The following is a 17,084-nucleotide window of genomic DNA, read 5'->3' as shown; positions in this document are numbered from 1 at the left end:
CGGCGGCCCGGATTTCCCGGGCCGCCGCACGTTTCAGGCGAGTTGCTGCGTAGATCGGCCGACTAGATCAGCCGCTCCTGGCGTGGCTCAGCTGCAGGCTGCGCAGCAGCATCGTCAATCGGGCTGGACTCCACCGCATTCGCATCGGTCGCTTCCGCGACCACAGCGGCTGGCTTCGCAAGCGTCGGCTCGATCGAAACCTCGACCGCCGGCGTTGCCCCGGCTTCGACAACTGCCGGTGTGGCGACCTCGATTGCCGTCTCGACCGGGACGAAAGCTGCGGGCGGGCTCGCAACCACCACCGGCGCGGGCGGCGCGATCACGACTTCGGATACGGGCTTGACCTCGGCGACGCGTTCGATGACGACCTCGACTTTCGCTTCGGCCTCGGCCGCTGTGGGCCCCGTCGTTGCGGTTTCAGTCGCGGGCATCTGCGCCGGAGCTGGCACCTCGATCACCGCCGCCACTACCGGTACTGCATGCGTCGCTTCTGCGACGACAACCGGTGCGGCCTCGACGACCGCGACCGCCGCCGCTGCAGGTGCGGCCGCGATAACGACCTCAACCGCTTCAGCGGGAGCAGGCTCAACCACAGCCGGGGACCGCGGCGTTGCGACCGTCGCGGCTTCCGCCTCGAGAGTGGCTGCGGGCGGCGCCTGCACGGGTTCGACTGCCTGCGCTGCCGCAACTGGCTCGATGAGAGAAGCTACGGGGGCGGGTGGCGCTGTCTCGACAACTGACGAAGCCACCTCAGTCACGACCGCAGGTGCTTCAGCCGTTGCGGCAGCTTTGTCAGTGGCGACAGCAGGCGTTTCGGCCGCGATGGTCGTCACGACCGCCGCCTCAGCCGGCGCCTCAATCCTCACCTCAGCGGCCGCAGTCGCGACCTCGACAGCGACCTGAGCAGGCGCAGCAGGTGCCTCCAAGGCCTCTACTGCAACCGGGCTGGTCACCGCGGCGACCGTTGCTGCGGCTGCAGCTTCGGCCGGTGCACGCACGCGTGGCGGGCGCGGCGGACGGGGCGTGGGAGCTGGGTCGGCTTCGGCAGCCTCAGCGCGTGCCGCTTGGGCGGACTCTGCAGCCGCCGTGGCCGCACGCGGCATCGGCACCGGCACGAAGATCGGTGCTTCGCCGCGGGCGGGGGCTTCGGGAGCGCGGGCAACAATTTCGCTGTCGTCGTCGGTTTCGGCTGCAGCGGGCACGAGCTCAGCAGCATCGTCGTTCGCGGTCACAGCGACTGCTTCAACGGCCACGGCCGGGCGCGCTGCACGGGTCGGCGCGACTGCTGCTGCAACCTTTTCCTCAGCCTCGTCTTCGCCCTCGGCTTCGTCGTCCAGACCGAGTGCCTGATCGCTGCCTTCACCGGCAGCCCCGCCCTCACGACGCCTGCGGCGACCACCGCGACGTCCGCGGCGGCGACGCCCTGCAGTGCCGGTATCGGCGCCGTTCTCAGCGGCGGCTTCCGGGTTGAGCACTTCAGCGCCGGTCGCAGAGGCTTCGGCCGCCACGGCGGCTGCAGCGGCCAGCGCGGCGGCATCCATCAGCTCGGGCGAGGGTCGGGCTGCCTGCGCTTCGGCGGCGCGCTCGCGACGCTCGGCCTGAGCCTCGGCGCGGCTGGGCCGATCCGGCGCGGCTGCGACGGGTTCAGCGCTGCGCTCACGACGCCCAACTTCGCCACGATCGGGGCGCTCAGGCTTGCCCTCAAGCTTGTCGCCACGGCCGTCCTGACGCGGGTTCTGGCGGTTGTTGCGGCCGTTGTCCTTGTCGGCGCGTTCTTCCTGCGGCTGCTTGGGCTGTTGCTGCTGTCCGCCGCCGCCCTTCTGTGGACGATTTCCGCGCTCGCGTTGCTGCTCGCCGCGCGCTTCACCGCGGGTCTCGGCCGGCTTGTCGCTGCGGCCGTCGCTGCGACCCTCGTTGCGACCGTCATTGCGGCCCTCGCTACGGCCCTCATTGCGACGGTTCTCGCCACGGTTGCCGCGTTCTTCGCGGGCCGGGCGGCCATCGCGGCCCTCACGCTGCGTACGCTGCTGTGCTTCGCTGGGTTCGGGTTTGGGCGTCGTCGCCAGGCCCAGTGCGCCCATGATCCGCGACCACAGGCCCGGTTTGGGCTTGGCCGCAACCGCAGCCACTGCGGCCGGGCGCTGCGCCTGTGGCTGTGCTGCGACCGGACGCGGCGTGGCCGCTGCGGCGACAGGCTTCGGACGCTCCTCGTCCTCGCTGCGCTCTTCTCGGATCGGGGCCGGGCTGGTCGGCTTGACCGCACGCACCGCCGGAGCCGGCGGAATATTGAGGTTGGCGCGGGTCAGTGCATGCACTTCCTGCTTGCGCGGCGAGGTGCGGTAGTAGCTGGGCTTGGTGGTTTCCTCGCCGAGCTCGCCTTCGCGGATGCGCTGCACGTTGAAGTGCGGCGTTTCCAGCTGGTCGTCGGCAACGATCACGATCGGCACGTCGTGGCGCTGTTCGATTTCCATCAGGCCGCGGCGCTTCTCGTTCAACAGGAAGTTTGCGATCTCGTGCGGAGCCTGCACCAGCACCTGGCCGGTGCTGTCCTTCATTGCCTGTTCTTCGATCAGGCGCAGGATCGACAGGCTCAGCGACTCGACGCTGCGCATGCGGCCGTGGCCGGCGCAGCGCGGGCAGACCAGCTGGCTGGATTCGCCCAGGCTGGGGCGCAGGCGCTGGCGCGACATTTCCAGCAAGCCGAAACGCGAAATGCGACCGATCTGCACGCGGGCGCGATCAGCCTTCAGCGCGTTCTTCAGGCGCTCTTCGACTTCGCGCTGATGACGGCTGGATTCCATGTCGATGAAGTCGACCACCACCAGGCCGCCCAGGTCGCGCAGCCGCAGCTGGCGGGCCACTTCATCGGCGGCTTCCAGGTTGGTGTTGAACGCGGTTTCCTCGATGTCGCCGCCCTTGGTGGCGCGCGCAGAGTTGACGTCGACCGCGGTCAGCGCCTCGGTCTGGTCGATCACGATCGAGCCGCCCGAGGGCAGACGGACCTGGCGCTCGTAGGCGTTCTCAATCTGCGATTCGATCTGGTAGCGGTTGAACAGCGGGATGCTGTCTTTGTAGAGCTTCAGCTTGCGCACGTTGTGCGGCATCACCTGCTCGACGAAATCCTTGGCTTCCTGGAACACCGGCTCGGAGTCGATCAGGATCTCGCCGATGTCAGCGCGCAGGTAGTCGCGCAGGGCACGCACGATCAGCCGCGACTCCTGATAGATCAGGAACGCCGCCGGCTTGGCCAGGGCGGCATCGGTGATCGAGCGCCACACCTGCAGCAGATAGTCGAGGTCCCACTGCAGCTCTTCGGCATCGCGGCCGACGCCGGCGGTGCGGATGATGATCCCCATGTCGTCGGGGATGTTGAGCTTGTCCATGGCCTCTTTCAGGGCCTGGCGGTCTTCGCCCTCGATGCGGCGCGACACGCCACCGGCGCGCGGGCTGTTCGGCATCAGCACCATGTAGCGGCCGGCCAGCGAGATGAACGTGGTCAGGGCGGCGCCCTTGTTGCCGCGCTCTTCCTTGTCGACCTGGACGACGATCTCCTGGCCTTCCTTCAGCAGCTCCTTGATCCCGTGCTTGTTCGGGTCGGTGCCGGGCAGGAAGTAGTCGCGGGAAATCTCCTTCAGCGGCAGAAAACCGTGGCGGTCGCCGCCGTACTCGACGAAAGCAGCCTCAAGCGAAGGCTCAAGACGGGTGATGCGGCCTTTGTAGATGTTGGATTTTTTCTGTTCCTTGGCGGGCTGTTCGATGTCGATGTCGTACAGGCTCTGGCCGTCAACGATGGCCACGCGCAACTCTTCCTGCTGAGTTGCGTTGATCAGCATTCTCTTCATTGTCTTGTCATTCCTCGCACGCTCTAACCGCGGGGAACGCCGGAAATCCCGGACGGGGCGGGCGAAATGCGCGCGCCCAAAGCGGAGTCACCAGCGCTGCGACCGTGTCACCAGGCCTATCAATGGCCCGCGGGAGCGCCAAACAGTTAACTTTCCGCCGGCCAGCGCTGCGGGAGCCCCGCAGTCGCCGCCCGGCGACCCTCCCGTGCGCTGCCTTGAAAGGCGCGACGGGTTTTCATTGCCACAGCCGCAGCGGGATCCTTCCCGCCAACGGCAGCCTCGCAGGCGCAAGCGCCGCGGAAGCTGTTTGCGAAACGGGCATCGCCGACGCGCGCCAAGGCGCAGCGGCAGCCGCCGATTCCGACACCGGAGCCTCCCTGGCCCCGCGCGGCGCATCTGCGCGAGGGCCGTGCCCCCGCTTCAATCGCCGCGACTATCTGCATCTTTCCTATCCGGCTGCGAGTTCCCATGAACCCGGAGCCCTTGCTTCGTGGAGCCTGCGCTCCGCATTGCTTCCGCTTGCCGCTACCATGACCGGCCCGCGTAAGCGGGCTCGTACCTGAAACCGCGCAGGCCGCCCAAGGCTGGCCGCGCCGATTCAGAAATCTAGGGAAACAGCCCCGGAAACGACAAGGGGTGCTGGAAAATCAGGACCTTATCGCGCGTGAAGTCTAGCAAGCCGGGTACGGCCGCAGCAAACGAGGGTGTGAAGGACGCCAAGCACGTCGGTGTACGCATGGTTGAAGTGCCCGCCGACCGCGTCGGCCAGCGGCTCGACAACTTTCTGCTGGGCCAGCTGAAAGGCGCGCCGCGCTCCTTGATCTATCGAATTCTGCGCACCGGCGAGGTGCGCGTGAACGGCGGCCGCGCCAAGCCTGACACCCGTCTGCAGGGCGGCGAAACCATCCGGATACCCCCAGTGCGCCTGGCCGAAGCCGAGGCCCCGCAGGACGCCCCGCGCGGACAGATCCAGCGCATCGCCGACAGCATCGTGTTCGAAGACCGCGCCCTGCTGGCGCTGAACAAGCCCAGTGGCATCGCCACCCACGGCGGCAGCGGCATCAGCTTTGGCGCCATCGAACTGTTGCGCCAGCTGCGCCCTGGCGAGCCCCTTGAGCTGGTGCATCGGCTCGATCGCGACACCTCTGGCCTGCTGGTGGTGGCGAAGAAGCGCTCCGCCCTGACCGAGCTGCAGCGGCTGATCCGCGAGGGCAAGCTGGAGAAGCGCTATCTCGCCCTGCTGGTCGGCGACATCGGCACCAAACCCTTCAGCGTCGACGCCCCGCTGCGCAAGTTCGAACTGCAGGGCGGCGAGCGCATGGTCAAGGTCGACCCGGTCGAGGGAAAGGCCTCACGCAGCCACTTCCGGCGCTTAAGCCTGCACGGTGGCCACAGTTACACTGAAGTGCGCATCGACACCGGCCGCACCCACCAGATCCGCGTGCACGCCCAGCACGTCGGCCACCCGGTGGCGATGGACGAAAAATACGGCGAACGCGAAGCCAACCGCGAACTGAAAGTCGCCGGCGTCAAACGCCTTTTCCTGCATGCTGCGAGCTTGCGCTTCGCGCTGAAGGACGGAACTGAGCCCTACCACCTGACCGCGGAGCTGCCGGAGGATTTGCAGGCAGGGTTGGATGGGTTGGGGGGTAGCCTCCTCAGGCGAAGATAGCTTCCGCCTCCAGGCAAGGGGGTATCTCCAGCCTTTGGCGATCGAGGCAGAACGGCAGCACCCAAAGCCGCATCCCGCTGGATTTCGGAAACTCGAACACAGGCAATGGCGCGGTAAAGGCGTCCGTCTTCGGGTAGATCAAGACGATGTCCCCGGCACCATCCAGATAGTGGTGGCCGTACGCGTACAGCTGGTAGAAGTCGGCCTGACTGAGCTGGTACTTCTCGCGCCCGTTTTTCTTCGCCGCATCCAGCAGTTTCCACTTCGCGTCCAGAATCAAGCGGGTGGTGTGCTTCTGCTTGACCAGCAGATCGGGCTTCATGCGGAACCAGCGCTGCGCGTCGTGTGCAACGAGGTGCTGGCTGCTCGCCTGCCCTTTCAGCACGAAGTCAGCGCGCAGCTGCCTCGGCAGGTGTTTCTCGACATAGGCCTCGAACACCTCATTCATCGGGAACAGCAGCGACGGAGCATCCTGCTTTCCCACCCCTGAGATCGGGCTGAGCCCCTTCAGGATTAGCTTCGCCCAGTCCAAGGCTGGCGAGTAGTAGCGCATGCCGCGATCCAGCCGGATCCGCTGGATGTCCAGGCCCACATCGATTGAGAGCGGAACATCCGCGAAGACGAAGCCAAGTTCGCGTGCCGCACGCTGGTTCTCCTGAGATCGGCACAGGCTGAGCACCTGACGGAGCGCCGTATGAATCAGACGGTTCTCTGCGCGGTTCTGCGAGAACTCGTCGTGCTCGGTGAAGAACCGATCGCGCCGGGTCAGGTTTTGGGAAACCTGCTTGGCTATCACCAGCCGACCACGCAGCGCGAAGAGGTTGTCCTGCCGCGCCACATAGTCACTGCGCAGGCCCCGCTTGACCAGCGCACCCACGGCCAGCAGGAACTGCTGGATGAATACCTCCAGCAGAGGCATGCGCTCGGAAGCCAGGTCCGCGTCGGCAGTTTTGATGTGTCGAAAGCCGGCCAGGCACTTCAGCATCCGGAGGAGCAGCGCACGGGCTTCGTCACGAGAGGTGTTCCTTCCCGTTTTGGGCAGCACCTCGATATGGAAGCCGCAAGGCGCACGAATGACGCCGACATAGCGGGTGACCTGCACGGCCCTCGCGCCATTCCGCTGGGTCGGCTTGAGCCAGCCGGACGAATCGTTCCTGAGTGCCTGCATGTCCAGCCAGGCAAAGACACGCTGCGGCACTGCAGGTCCCACCACTCCGGCCTTTGCTTCGACGAGCGTGTCGAACTCAAAGATCGTCAGCGGCTTCATCCGGCGGGCCCGGCAGCTTTGACCGAATAGATGCCGACGTAGGCCTCAGGCTGATCAAACGCTTCAGCGTTCAACTGATAGCGGGGACGAACCGCGTACTGATCGAGCTCGTGCTCGCGGCCGAACAGCGCCAGCAGGTCCTCTTCTTGGCCGATCTCCTGCACGAACTGAAGTTGTTCGCGCCCGGCCTTCTGGTTGTCGCCGAGCACCAGTCGAATCTTCTGCCAGTCCTCGAAGAAGTACTCCTGCAGCAGCGGGAGGATCCTGTTACGGAACACCTGCTTCAGCTCCTCAAAGCGGTTGGCAATTTCCAGGCCCTCGATCCGCATAAAGTAGGCATGCCCGAGCGTGTGGTCGCGGTCGTACAGGGCCTCGATGCGCTTGTTCAACATTGTCAGCAGTCGTTTGATGTCGATGTCCACACCCTTGTGCGAGACGACAACCTCAACTTTGGAAGGGTCTGGCATCGACTCGACGAACTCGAAGCGGCGACGCAGCGCGGTATCCATCAGCGCCAGCGAGCGGTCCGCCGTGTTCATCGTCCCGATCACATCGACGTTCGATGGCACGCTGAAGCTCTTGGCGGAGTAGGGCAGGGTCACAGCAAGCGGATTCTTCGCGCCCTCACGCTTGTCGACTTCCACCAGGCTGATCAGCTCGCCGAAGATCTTGCTGATGTTTCCGCGATTGATCTCGTCGATCACCATCGCGTACTTCTGCGACGGGTTCTCGCGCGCCCGATCACACAGCCTCAGGAAGGCGCCGCGTTTGATCTCGTAGCGCACCTGGCCACCCGCTGAGACGGGTGCGTTATCTGCGTCCCGCTGCTCGCCCGAATCGGACATGACGGGGCGCAGGCCCTCCACGAACTCCTCGTACCCGTAGGACTGGTGGAAGGTGACGAGCTCGTAGCGCTCGCCGTGCTCGGCATCGGTGTATTTGGACGCGAGCAGCGCCTGCAGCGCGAAAGTCTTGCCTGTGCCGGGTGGGCCGAAGTAGATGATGTTTTGCGGCGGCGTGTCGCTCTTGGGTTCGTCTTCTTCGATGGCCTCGTAGTCGTCGGGCCAGTAGCCCTTGCGCCCGGTGCGTGGGCCGAGTTTCGCCGGCCAAACGCCCTCGTGCTTGTCGGCAGCTTCGAAGGTCTCGACGAGCTCGCTGGTGAGGTCGGCCCACTCATCAAGCGGCTCCAGGCCCGCAAAGCCCGCCCAACTGACCCGAACGCCGTCCATGCGCAGGTGCAGCCAGCCGACCGGACCACCTCTGACCGCTCCCTTCTCCCTCCGGCCGAAGCGGAGCTGGCTGTTGGTGGCGCGGGTGAACCACCAGTCCAGTCCCATGCTGTTCACCGACCGCGCAAGTCGGCTGAACAGCTCGGTCATGCTGTGCGGCCACCCCGGCTGACGCTGCGCGAAATCCTCATGTCCACGGAAGTGGCGCAGCAAGCTCGCTTGGTCCGGCCCCGCCGACAGGCCCAGTTGAGCGGCGACCTCGTCGTAGCTCAGCCTGAACTTCCGGATCGCATCGACGCTCCAGTCGACCAGCGCGGTGAAATCGAGGGCGAGCCCCTCGGCGGGCGATTGGATCGCGACGATCGGCGAGGACGTGAGTGGCCCCCGGATCTGCTCGTACTTCTTGCGCAGATTCGGGCCGTCGATCTTGATGTCCACGAGGTCGATCTTGACGACAAACCCAAGCTCGGCGTCGATGCCGACGGTGTAGGCCAGGCCCTCGGGCGCGTTCTGGGTCGGGTAGATCCGCGCCCAGTTGTAGTGCGTGAATTTCTTTTGCCACTGGTCAGTGGGCTTGCGGACGGTCTTGGTCCTTCCGACGTTGAACAGCTGCTTTTGCAGCGCCTCGGCCCACTGCTTGGTCGCCTCGAAAGCGTGCACCAGCTCTTCATAGACACGCTGCTGCTCCGGGTTGGTCTTGTCGTAGACCGTCCCCTTCCATTTGTTGAGCAGCTTGAAGTGCTCGTTCTTGAAGTGTGCCATCGCCTCAAATCCCCTCAACATCGATGCCGTGCTCGGCCAACCAGATCTTCCGTCGTTCGAAATCGGGCAGTGCCCGCTCGACCCTCTGCCAGAACTCGGGCGCGTGATGCCGTTGATGCAGGTGGGCCAGTTCATGCACCACCACGTACTCGGCGATGCGCGGCGGCAGCAGGATGGCTTTCCAGTGGAAGTACAGCCAGCCGCCCTTGCCGCATGAGCCCCAGCGGTAGCCCAGGTCCTGCACTTTCAGGCCCACAGGCTGGACCTCCATGCGCGCCGCGTAGTCCTGCACTCTCTCCCACAGCCAGGGCTTGGCGCGGGCGCTGTACCACTGGATCAAACGGCTTCGCGCGGTCGCGACAGCATCGCGGCGCAGCAGCAAGCGGCCGTTGAGCAGTTTCACGGCCGCGTCCTGTTCGTCCACCAGGCGCAGCCTATAGCTCCGGCCCAAGTACAGAAACCCCTCGCCATCGACATAGCGCTTGCTCGGTATGGCCTTCTGCAGGCGATCCTTCTCGGCCAGCTTGGTATATATCCAGAAGCGCTTCTCCCGCACGAAGCTGCGCAGACGCTCTTCTTCCACGCCCGGCGGGGCCGACAGCACCAGCTCGCCGCCGCGGTCCACGGTGATCTGCAGCGTTCGCCGCCGGCTGCTCGGCTTCAGAGCGAAGCAGAGGTCATCTACGGTCAGCACGCTCATGCCCGCGTCAACCTGTCATGGTTGGCGCGGGCGAGTTCGAGCAGGCGATCCTTCAGCGCCGACACCGCGCCCGGCGCAAGCAGGCGGGAGCCGTGCAGCGCCCTGAAGATGCGGGCGCCGAGGGCATCCTGCGCGGGCCGCTTGTGCGGCTCCCAGAAGGTGTCGGTCAGTTCGCCGACGATCATGTCGACCAGGTCGACGCTCAGGTCGCGGAGTTTCAGCAGCTGCGCGTCCGTGGGGCGCTCGCTGCCCGCTACGGCCTCCAGCAGCATGCGCAGGAAAGGCAGGTAGTGATCCGGCAGATCGGGCAGGTCGGTGTCATCGCCGCTTGCGCCCGCGCGCATGTCGTCGATGATTTTCTGCAGGGCCGCGATCACCGCCTCCCACTGTTCCGCCAGCGTCTGCAGGATCTCGTTCAGTCGCTCGCTGAGCTTGCGGAACAGCACCGGGTCTTCATCGAGATGCTTGCGGATGTGCGAGCGGATGGCGTGTTCCATCTCGGAGGCCTTGGCGCGGTTGTTGGCCAGGCGCGAGAGATGGTGATTGAACTCCGTATCGGTCAGCGCCATCGGCGCGACCTTGGGGTCGACACCCAGCGAAATCACATGCTCGTCGATCAGCCTGCGGACCTTGGCGCCGACGTCCTTGCCCAGAACCGGCGTGTCCTTGTAGCGGTTGCGCGCTCGCGCATAGATGTAGGCGAGGGTCTTGGCGTCTTTGGAGAAGGGCAGGCCTTCCGGGCGCGGCAGCACCGTGTCCAGCGAGCCCACAAACTGCTTGAGCTTGACGGTGAACTCGGCGCGCAGGCGCTCGTCGGCCAGCACCTCAACGCAGGTTTCGGTGTTCTCCAGTGACTCGATACCGCGGCTGCGGAACAGGTCCACCACGCGCAGGTGGCGATCGCGCAGCGCCGGCACTTCGTCCTTCAGGCTTTGCAGAGCGCCTTGAACGTCTTCATCGGCGTAGGCGGCCAGGGCTTCCTGCAGATGCTGGGCGACGCCGTAGTAGTCCACCACGATGCCGCAGCGCTTGCCGAAGCCCGTGCGGTTCACGCGGGCAATGGCCTGCAGCAACTCGGCCTCGCGGATCGGGCGGTCGAGGTACATCACCCCTTCGATCGGCGCATCGAAGCCGGTCAACAGCATCGACTTCACCACCAGAAAGGCCAGCGGATCGGTCTTCTCCGGCTGGGGTGTGGCCGTGGGCAAGCGCAGCGGCTTCTTGAAGCGCTTGATCCGCGTCTCGTTGGCGGCCGCGTCCGTCCACTGCTTCCAGGCGGGATCGTCGTTGTTGCTCCCCGAGATCACCGCCGCGAACTCGATCTGCTTCAGCAGATCGCGGTAGCGCCAGGCCTGCACGCTGGCCTGCAGCCTGGGCGGCCGCTGGCACAGGGCTTCATCGTCCAGCGCCCGGTCTTCGGGGGGCAGGGCTTCGGCCTCGGCCAACAGTTCAGCGCGTGCGGCTTCAAACGCAGCCACATAACGCACCGCCGCCAAACGGCTGTAGGCCACCACCTGCGCTTTGTAGCCATTGGGCAGGATGTAGGTCACGTAGTGGCGCAGCATGTCGCGCGCTTTGTCCGCGATCAGCAGCGGGGCATCGAAGATCGGGCCCTTGGTGGCGTACTTCTGCTTGATCGCCTCCAGTTCCTCGGCGCTTCGATCTCGAAACAGGTCCTCAAACAGCTCGTCGAGGCTGGCGCCGTCCTTGACTGCCCCTTGCGCGGTGCGGCCCTCGTACAGCACCGGCACGGTGGCGCCGTCCTGCTCGGCCTGTTTGATCGTGTAGCGGTCGATGAACTCGCCGAAGATCTCGTGGGTGCGCTTCTTGTCACCCATCAGGATCGGCGTACCGGTAAAGCCTATCCGCGCGCAGTTGGGCAGCCCGGCCAGCAGCCGGGCGTGCAGGTCGCCCGCCTGCGTGCGGTGTGCCTCGTCAACCAGCACGAGAATGGTCTCATCGTCATTCAGCACCTCGAAGCTTCGGCCGGCTGGCTTTGTGGCGTAGCCCGCGACCGCGGGCTCGTTCACGCGCTTCTGCGCCTCCTGCCAGCTGTCCGGGATGTCGTCCTCGGTCAGGCCCGGCTCGCCGGCGGCATCGGGGTCGCGGTACTTCTGGATCGTGGCGAACAGCAGGCCGGGGCCCTTGCGTCGTACGAGCTTCTGCACCGCCGCGGTGGAGGTGGCCACTTCCACCGATTCGCCGGTCAACGTGGCGGTGGCGCTCAGCTGGTTCTGCAGGTCCTTGCGGTCGGTCACCACCACCACCTTGAAGCGGCGGAGCAGCGGATGCGTGCGCAGCTTGCGCACCAGAAACACCATCGTCAGTGATTTGCCCGAGCCCTGGGTGTGCCAGATCACCCCGCCGCGGCGGTCGTGCTCGCCATCCTGCAGACGGGTCTTGCCGGTCTGCAGGCGCGCGATGGCCGCATTCACCGCGCGGAACTGCTGGTAACGACACGCGGCCTTGATGGTCTGCCCGCCGACCTGCATGAACAGAATGAAGTGGCGAACGATGTCCAGCAGGTTTGGCTTGCTGAGCATGCCCGCCACCAGCCGCTGCTGCTCGGACAGCGCGGCCACCCCGAGGCCTGCGGCGATGTCCTCTTCGCGGGCCGGGCTCACCGTCTTCCAACTCGCGAAGTGCTCGAAGCCACCGCCGATGGTGCCAACCCGCGCTTCGTCGAAACTGGTGGCGATCAGCAGCTGGTTGGTGAAGAACAGCGGCTCATTGCCCTCGTTTTCTTCCACCTCATGCTGGGCGTGGCGCTGGTTGCTGTAGCGGCGCAGCTGGTCGATGGCCTCACTCAGCGGCTCAGGGGTCGACGGGCTCTTGCACTCCACCACCACCAGCGGAATACCGTTCACCAGCAGCACCAGGTCGGGCACGATGAAGGCCTTGCCGCGGCTGTAGCCCGGCGGGCAATCCACGCGGTACTGGCTGACCACCGTGAACTGGTTGTTGGCGGGGGTCTCCCAGTCGATATAGCGCAGAGTCTGGCCGCGCCCGCCATCCCAGCCGGGCAGGCCGTCGACCGTGATGCCGAGCAGCAGCAGCTCGGTCGCGTCCTGGTTGGCCTCGATCAGCTTGGGCCGCGCAATGCGGGTGAGCGCGGCCACTGCCTCGGACAGGCGCTCCTCATCCAGCCAGGGCGCACCGTCGGGGCCGGGGTTGATCGCGCGCAGGCGCTCGCGCAGCACGCCCTCCTGAATCACTTCGCTGAAGCGGCTGCGCCCGCTGCGCGCCGGCTCATCGAGGCAACCGGCCAGATGCGTCCAACCCAGGCCCTGCAGCTGGGCGATGAACGGCCCTTCGACATCGTCCAGTTCCCAGCCCATCTAGGCCTGCTCCTCGTAGTCTGTGGCTGCGTGCGGCCCGGCCAGCTCCTGCTCGATCTGTTCGATGCTGGGCAGGCTGGTCTGCAGATGTTCGGGCAGCGATTCCAGCAGCCGGTACTCGGCAATGCCCATCGGCTGCGTGCTGTCGCCCAGCGCGTACTCGGCTGCCATGTCGGTTTCCAGCGCGTTGAGCAGGGCGAGCGGCTGCTGCGAGGGCAATTGTGCAAGCACCTCCTGCACAAACTCAGCCTGCGGCCCGGCCTGCGCAAAGCTGCGCAGGTGCTTCAGATTGCGCGGCGCAAAGCCCTTCATGTCGGGGAAGGCCGCGCGCAGAACGTCGGCCAGCCGGTCGACTCCCTTGGCACCCCAGCCCTCGCGCCCCTGCCGCTTAAGAATGTCGCGGCCGATCTGCCAATACAGCAGCACCCGCTCACGATCGAGCGCCAACGCCGCGCGCTGCTGGGCGCTGTGGATGCGGGTTTTCAGCTCGACCAGCCAGTCGGCGTAGCCGCTGGGTGGCGGGGTCAGCGCAACGGGTTGCACGGTCATGGGGTGCTGGCTTCCAGCAGCGGGGCTACGCGCCTGCGGCCGGTGAGGAGATCGTCCATTAGGCCGTTCTTTTGGACTCGTAGCTTTCCGAGTTGCGTTGTTTCAATGCGGAGACGAGTGTCCATTGCTTGGATCTGGTCGCCAATGGCTTCCATTTCCTCCGCATTATTCGGCGTCAAACAAACGAGCCCAAGAATCTGGTCGCGCCCGATGCCGGGAATGTTTCCGCCGGTTGCCATGCGGTTGAATTGCTCCTGCAAGCTCTGTAAGACCGCAAGCCAATAGGGTCGCGTCTTTTCGCTCACGCGAATTGCCATTAGCTGACGGCTGATGCACGCCCTCGCCCCTGCCAATGCTACTTTTCCGCAGCCCGAGCCTTTGACTGTGATTAGCAGGTCGCCTTTCTCACACATCACTTGGGGATGCGTGGTGTAAGCGGTCACAACGGTCGTCGCACCGGAAAAATCCGAAGGTCCCGTAAAGTACGGCACACCTTTCCCTGCTGAGTTGCATAGCTCTGTTGCGATGTGTTGGCCGGACACGAGATGAATTGAATCGCCTAAGGGCTTGGCGGTCCATACCTTCGGGATCCATCCCAGTGTCGATCTTTCGTAAAGCCCTGGCGCTTCCTCACGGCCGGGGCGCAGCTCGCCATTGGCATCCACACCCCGCGTCAGCAGGTCATGCAGCAAGCCCTGTTTGAGCTGCTTCAGCTTCTCGGCGATGGCCTCGGTCTTCAGGATTGCTCGGTCCAGTGAATCGAGAATAGCCGCCACCTTCCTTTGTTCGGTGATCTCGGGACAGAACACTGCGAACTTGCTGAGATGCTCCCAAGCCGTGCGGGGCATCTTCGTTCCAATTGCTGAGCGTTCGGCGGCGGCTCCTACTTCCTCAGACTGCAGTGCACGGACAGCGAACTCCGGGGCGATGCTCTCCTTTGCCCGGAGAACGAGAACATCTGTGGAGCAGTATCCGTCGAACGGGGCAGCAACACACTTTCTGAGATTCGGGCGGAGCTTCCCGAAGAGCACGTCTCCAGCCGCAAAGACGGAGTTCGTGCTGATCGACGACTCAGCCATTTCCCAACTGAGCAGGTGAGAGCCGCGAGAAGGAATGTTCTCAAGCCCGACATAGGGCTTCCCTGGGTCTTTCGCCGCAGTCACTTTCTCATTGACTGGAGTGACTACCTCGCTCAAGAGCTTGTATTCACCTGCTGCTTGAGCCTCAGACATACCCCAACCCCTTCAAGAACTGCTGCAGCTGCTGGGCCGCCGCATCCCGCTCCCGCTCGATCTCGGTCAAGGTCACCCGGTACTTGTCCCACCAGTTCTCGAACGCGGCCACGATCTGCTGGCGCTGGCCGCTGACGTAGCGCTCCACGATGCGCTGCATGTCGGCGTGCAGGATGGTCAGCAGCAGCTTGCCGGCGGCGTCCGCGTCCAGGCTGCTCACTGACCTGCCGAGCTCCAGGCTCAGGCTGTCGTTGCGGGCCTTGATGCGCTTCTTCAGCGCGGTCAGCTCTTTCTTCCAGGCCTTGAGCTGCTGCTCGTCGACCGCGTTGTCTTCGTCCGTCTCGTCGGCGTCGCTGGCGTCTTCGCCGTCTTCGCTGGGCTCCGGCGTGGCGGACTTGATGCGGGCCTCCAGCTCCAGCTTCTGGCCCTCCAGCTCTTCGAGTTCGGCCACGAAGCTGCCCATCAGAAACTTGACCAGCTTGTGCTCCAGCGGGCTGTCCTTGCTGGTTTTGTCTTCCAGCGCGGTGACGATGCTGGTGCGCCAGGCATCGACCACGCCGTGCGCGCCGCGCGCCATCAGGGTGAGGAAGTCGTACTTGGTCTGGTTCCAGAAGCCCGCCACGATGCCGCGCACCTGGAAGGGGTCGAGCAGGCCGATCTGCTCCAGCGCGCTGCTGAAGCTCTGCAGCAGTTCGTTGCGCAGGGCGACAAAACTCTGCGCCCCGGCCAGGTCGGTAATGCGCTGGCTGTGGGCCGCCCACCAGGCCTCGAACGCCTCGCGAATGGCGGCTTCCTTGGCCTGCAGGCCGGCATTGGTTTCGATGGCGGGCTTGAGCTGGGCCTTGGCCGTGAACTCGGGCCTGAAGTCATAGTAGTCGCTGTCGCGCTGGACGAAGAGGTCCAGCGGGTTCAGGCCGTGGGCCGCGAACAGGGCGTTCTTCGCCGGCTGCGCCACTTCGGCCTTGGGCACGCCGCCCAGCAGATGGGCGCGCACGTCGTGCGGCTCGGGCGGTGGCGCGTTGTCGGCGTAGCGGCGGATGTTGAGGTTGTAGCCGTTGGCCTTGAGCGTGGTGGTGTCGACGATGGCCGAGAAGCCGGGCTCTTTCTTGAAGGCCTCGAAGGTGGTGACGATCTTCTCGATGTGCTCGGGCATCAGAAAGTTCTGCGCCCGGCCCTCGAAGTATTCGCGGTCGGCGTTGATGAACAGGACTTTGCCCTGGCGCTCCTTGGGCTTGCCGCTGACCTGTGCGGCGCCGTGCTGCACGCGCTGGCGCAGCACCAGGATGCAGGCCGGGATGCCGGTGCCATAGAACAGGTTGGGGGCCAGGCCGATGACGGCCTCCAGCAGGTCGTGTTCGATCATGCCGGCGCGGATGCTGCGCTCCTCGCCGCCGCGGAACAGCACGCCGTGCGGCATGACGGTGGCGGTCTGCCCGCCTGCGGCGAGCACCGCGACCATGTGCTGCAGAAACATCAGATCGGCCTTCTTGGCCCCCAGCGGCACCTCTCCGTAGGTGAAGCGGTCGGTGCGCTTTTCGGGCGCCCACACGGACTGGCCGTTCTGGTCTTTGTCGGTGGTGCCCCAGGGCAGCGAGAAAGGAGGATTGGTGAGGATGCGGTCGAACCGCTTCAGCTCGCCGCCCTTGACATGCTGCGGCTTTGCCAGGGTGTCCTCGTTGTGCAGGTCGGCGGTGCTGATGCCGTGCAGCAGCATGTTCATCTTGGCGATGGACCACACCGTGCCATTGGCCTCTTGCCCGTAGAGGTTGGCCTTGCGGCCTTCCTGGCCCTGTTCGTCGATGTATTCCTTGGCGGCGATCAGCATGCCGCCCGAGCCGCAGCAGGGGTCGTAGATGTGGTGCTGCAGCTCCGGCTTGATCAGGCGCACCATCATCCGCACCACCGAGCGCGGGGTGTAGAACTCGCCGCCTTTCTTGCCGGCGGAGTCGGCGAAGTCGCCAATCAGGTACTCGTAGGCCGCGCCGAGCAGGTCGGGGAACTCGAAGTCCTCATTGCGCAGGCGGTGCAGGTTGAAGTGGTTGATCAGCGCGCGCAGCTTGATGTCGGGGATCTTGCTCTGGCCGACCTTCTTGGTGAAGTTGATGTGCTCCAGCACGTCGTAAAGGCTCGTATTGCCGGTTTCCAACCCGGCCAGCGCTTTGTTCAGAGCATCACCAATGTTCTGGTGGGCCTCATTGAGCAGGTAGTCGTAGCGCGAGTGCTCGGGCACCCAGAACGCGCCTTCCTCCATGTACCAGTCTTTCTGGTTGGCGATCTGGGTGGCCACCGCCTTGCTGCAGCCTAGCGCCTCTTGCTCCGCGATGATCTTCTCGCGGTGCTGCTCGAACACGTCGGAACAGCGCTTGAGGAACAGCATCCCGAAGATGTATTCCTTGAACTCGGAGGCGTCCATCTTGCCGCGCAGGATGTCGGCGGCTTTGAAGAGGTGGCGTTCAAGCTGTGGCAGGGTTAAGGGCACTCGGGGGTCCTTCG

General features: G+C 65.2%; 9 protein-coding genes. 1 reads left to right on the top strand and 8 read right to left on the bottom strand.

Annotation, left to right across the window (positions count from 1 at the left end; genetic code table 11):
- Positions 1-62: 62 nt before the first annotated feature.
- Positions 63-3,842: a ribonuclease E gene (gene rne, locus ACIQ7H_RS00415; protein WP_395787237.1), complete on the bottom strand. Its 3,780-nt coding sequence runs from the start codon at positions 3,840-3,842 to the stop codon at positions 63-65.
- A gap of 736 nt (positions 3,843-4,578) precedes the next feature.
- On the opposite strand from rne, the gene ACIQ7H_RS00410 reads away from it, so the two are divergent.
- The gene (locus ACIQ7H_RS00410; RefSeq protein ID WP_395787514.1) at positions 4,579-5,514 is read left to right on the top strand and encodes an RluA family pseudouridine synthase; all 936 of its coding nucleotides are present in this window, start codon (positions 4,579-4,581) and stop codon (positions 5,512-5,514) included.
- On the opposite strand, the gene ACIQ7H_RS00405 is transcribed toward ACIQ7H_RS00410, so the two are convergent.
- Genes ACIQ7H_RS00405 through ACIQ7H_RS00375 form a run of 7 tightly spaced genes read right to left on the bottom strand, consistent with a single transcriptional unit; the run spans position 5,501 to position 17,070 of the window.
- On the bottom strand, positions 5,501-6,781 hold the full coding sequence (locus ACIQ7H_RS00405; RefSeq protein ID WP_395787235.1) for an McrC family protein: 1,281 nt from the start codon (positions 6,779-6,781) through the stop codon (positions 5,501-5,503). The genes ACIQ7H_RS00410 and ACIQ7H_RS00405 overlap by 14 nt on opposite strands.
- Positions 6,778-8,772, bottom strand: a complete 1,995-nt coding sequence (locus ACIQ7H_RS00400; protein ID WP_395787233.1) for an McrB family protein — start codon at positions 8,770-8,772, stop codon at positions 6,778-6,780. The genes ACIQ7H_RS00405 and ACIQ7H_RS00400 overlap by 4 nt, the downstream gene beginning before the upstream one ends.
- A gap of 4 nt (positions 8,773-8,776) precedes the next feature.
- Positions 8,777-9,472 carry a M48 family metallopeptidase gene (locus tag ACIQ7H_RS00395; protein ID WP_395787231.1) on the bottom strand — a complete coding sequence of 232 codons (696 nt, stop codon included), beginning with the start codon at positions 9,470-9,472 and terminating at the stop codon, positions 8,777-8,779.
- Positions 9,469-12,810: a type I restriction endonuclease subunit R gene (locus tag ACIQ7H_RS00390; RefSeq protein ID WP_395787229.1), complete on the bottom strand. Its 3,342-nt coding sequence runs from the start codon at positions 12,808-12,810 to the stop codon at positions 9,469-9,471. Before ACIQ7H_RS00390 ends, ACIQ7H_RS00395 begins: the two co-directional genes overlap by 4 nt.
- Positions 12,811-13,359: a DUF1016 N-terminal domain-containing protein gene (locus ACIQ7H_RS00385; protein ID WP_395787227.1), complete on the bottom strand. Its 549-nt coding sequence runs from the start codon at positions 13,357-13,359 to the stop codon at positions 12,811-12,813. It lies immediately after the preceding gene.
- Positions 13,356-14,591 carry a restriction endonuclease subunit S gene (locus ACIQ7H_RS00380; RefSeq protein WP_395787225.1) on the bottom strand — a complete coding sequence of 412 codons (1,236 nt, stop codon included), beginning with the start codon at positions 14,589-14,591 and terminating at the stop codon, positions 13,356-13,358. The genes ACIQ7H_RS00385 and ACIQ7H_RS00380 overlap by 4 nt, the downstream gene beginning before the upstream one ends.
- Complete coding sequence (locus ACIQ7H_RS00375; protein WP_395787222.1) at positions 14,584-17,070, bottom strand: N-6 DNA methylase; 2,487 nt, start codon at positions 17,068-17,070, stop codon at positions 14,584-14,586. Before ACIQ7H_RS00375 ends, ACIQ7H_RS00380 begins: the two co-directional genes overlap by 8 nt.
- Positions 17,071-17,084: the final 14 nt, after the last annotated feature.

This window comes from Aquimonas sp., from assembly GCF_044377145.1.
Lineage (GTDB): Bacteria > Pseudomonadota > Gammaproteobacteria > Xanthomonadales > Xanthomonadaceae > Aquimonas.
The sequence above is the reverse complement of the archived record's forward strand: the minus strand, read 5'-3'. Positions and strand labels throughout refer to the sequence as shown.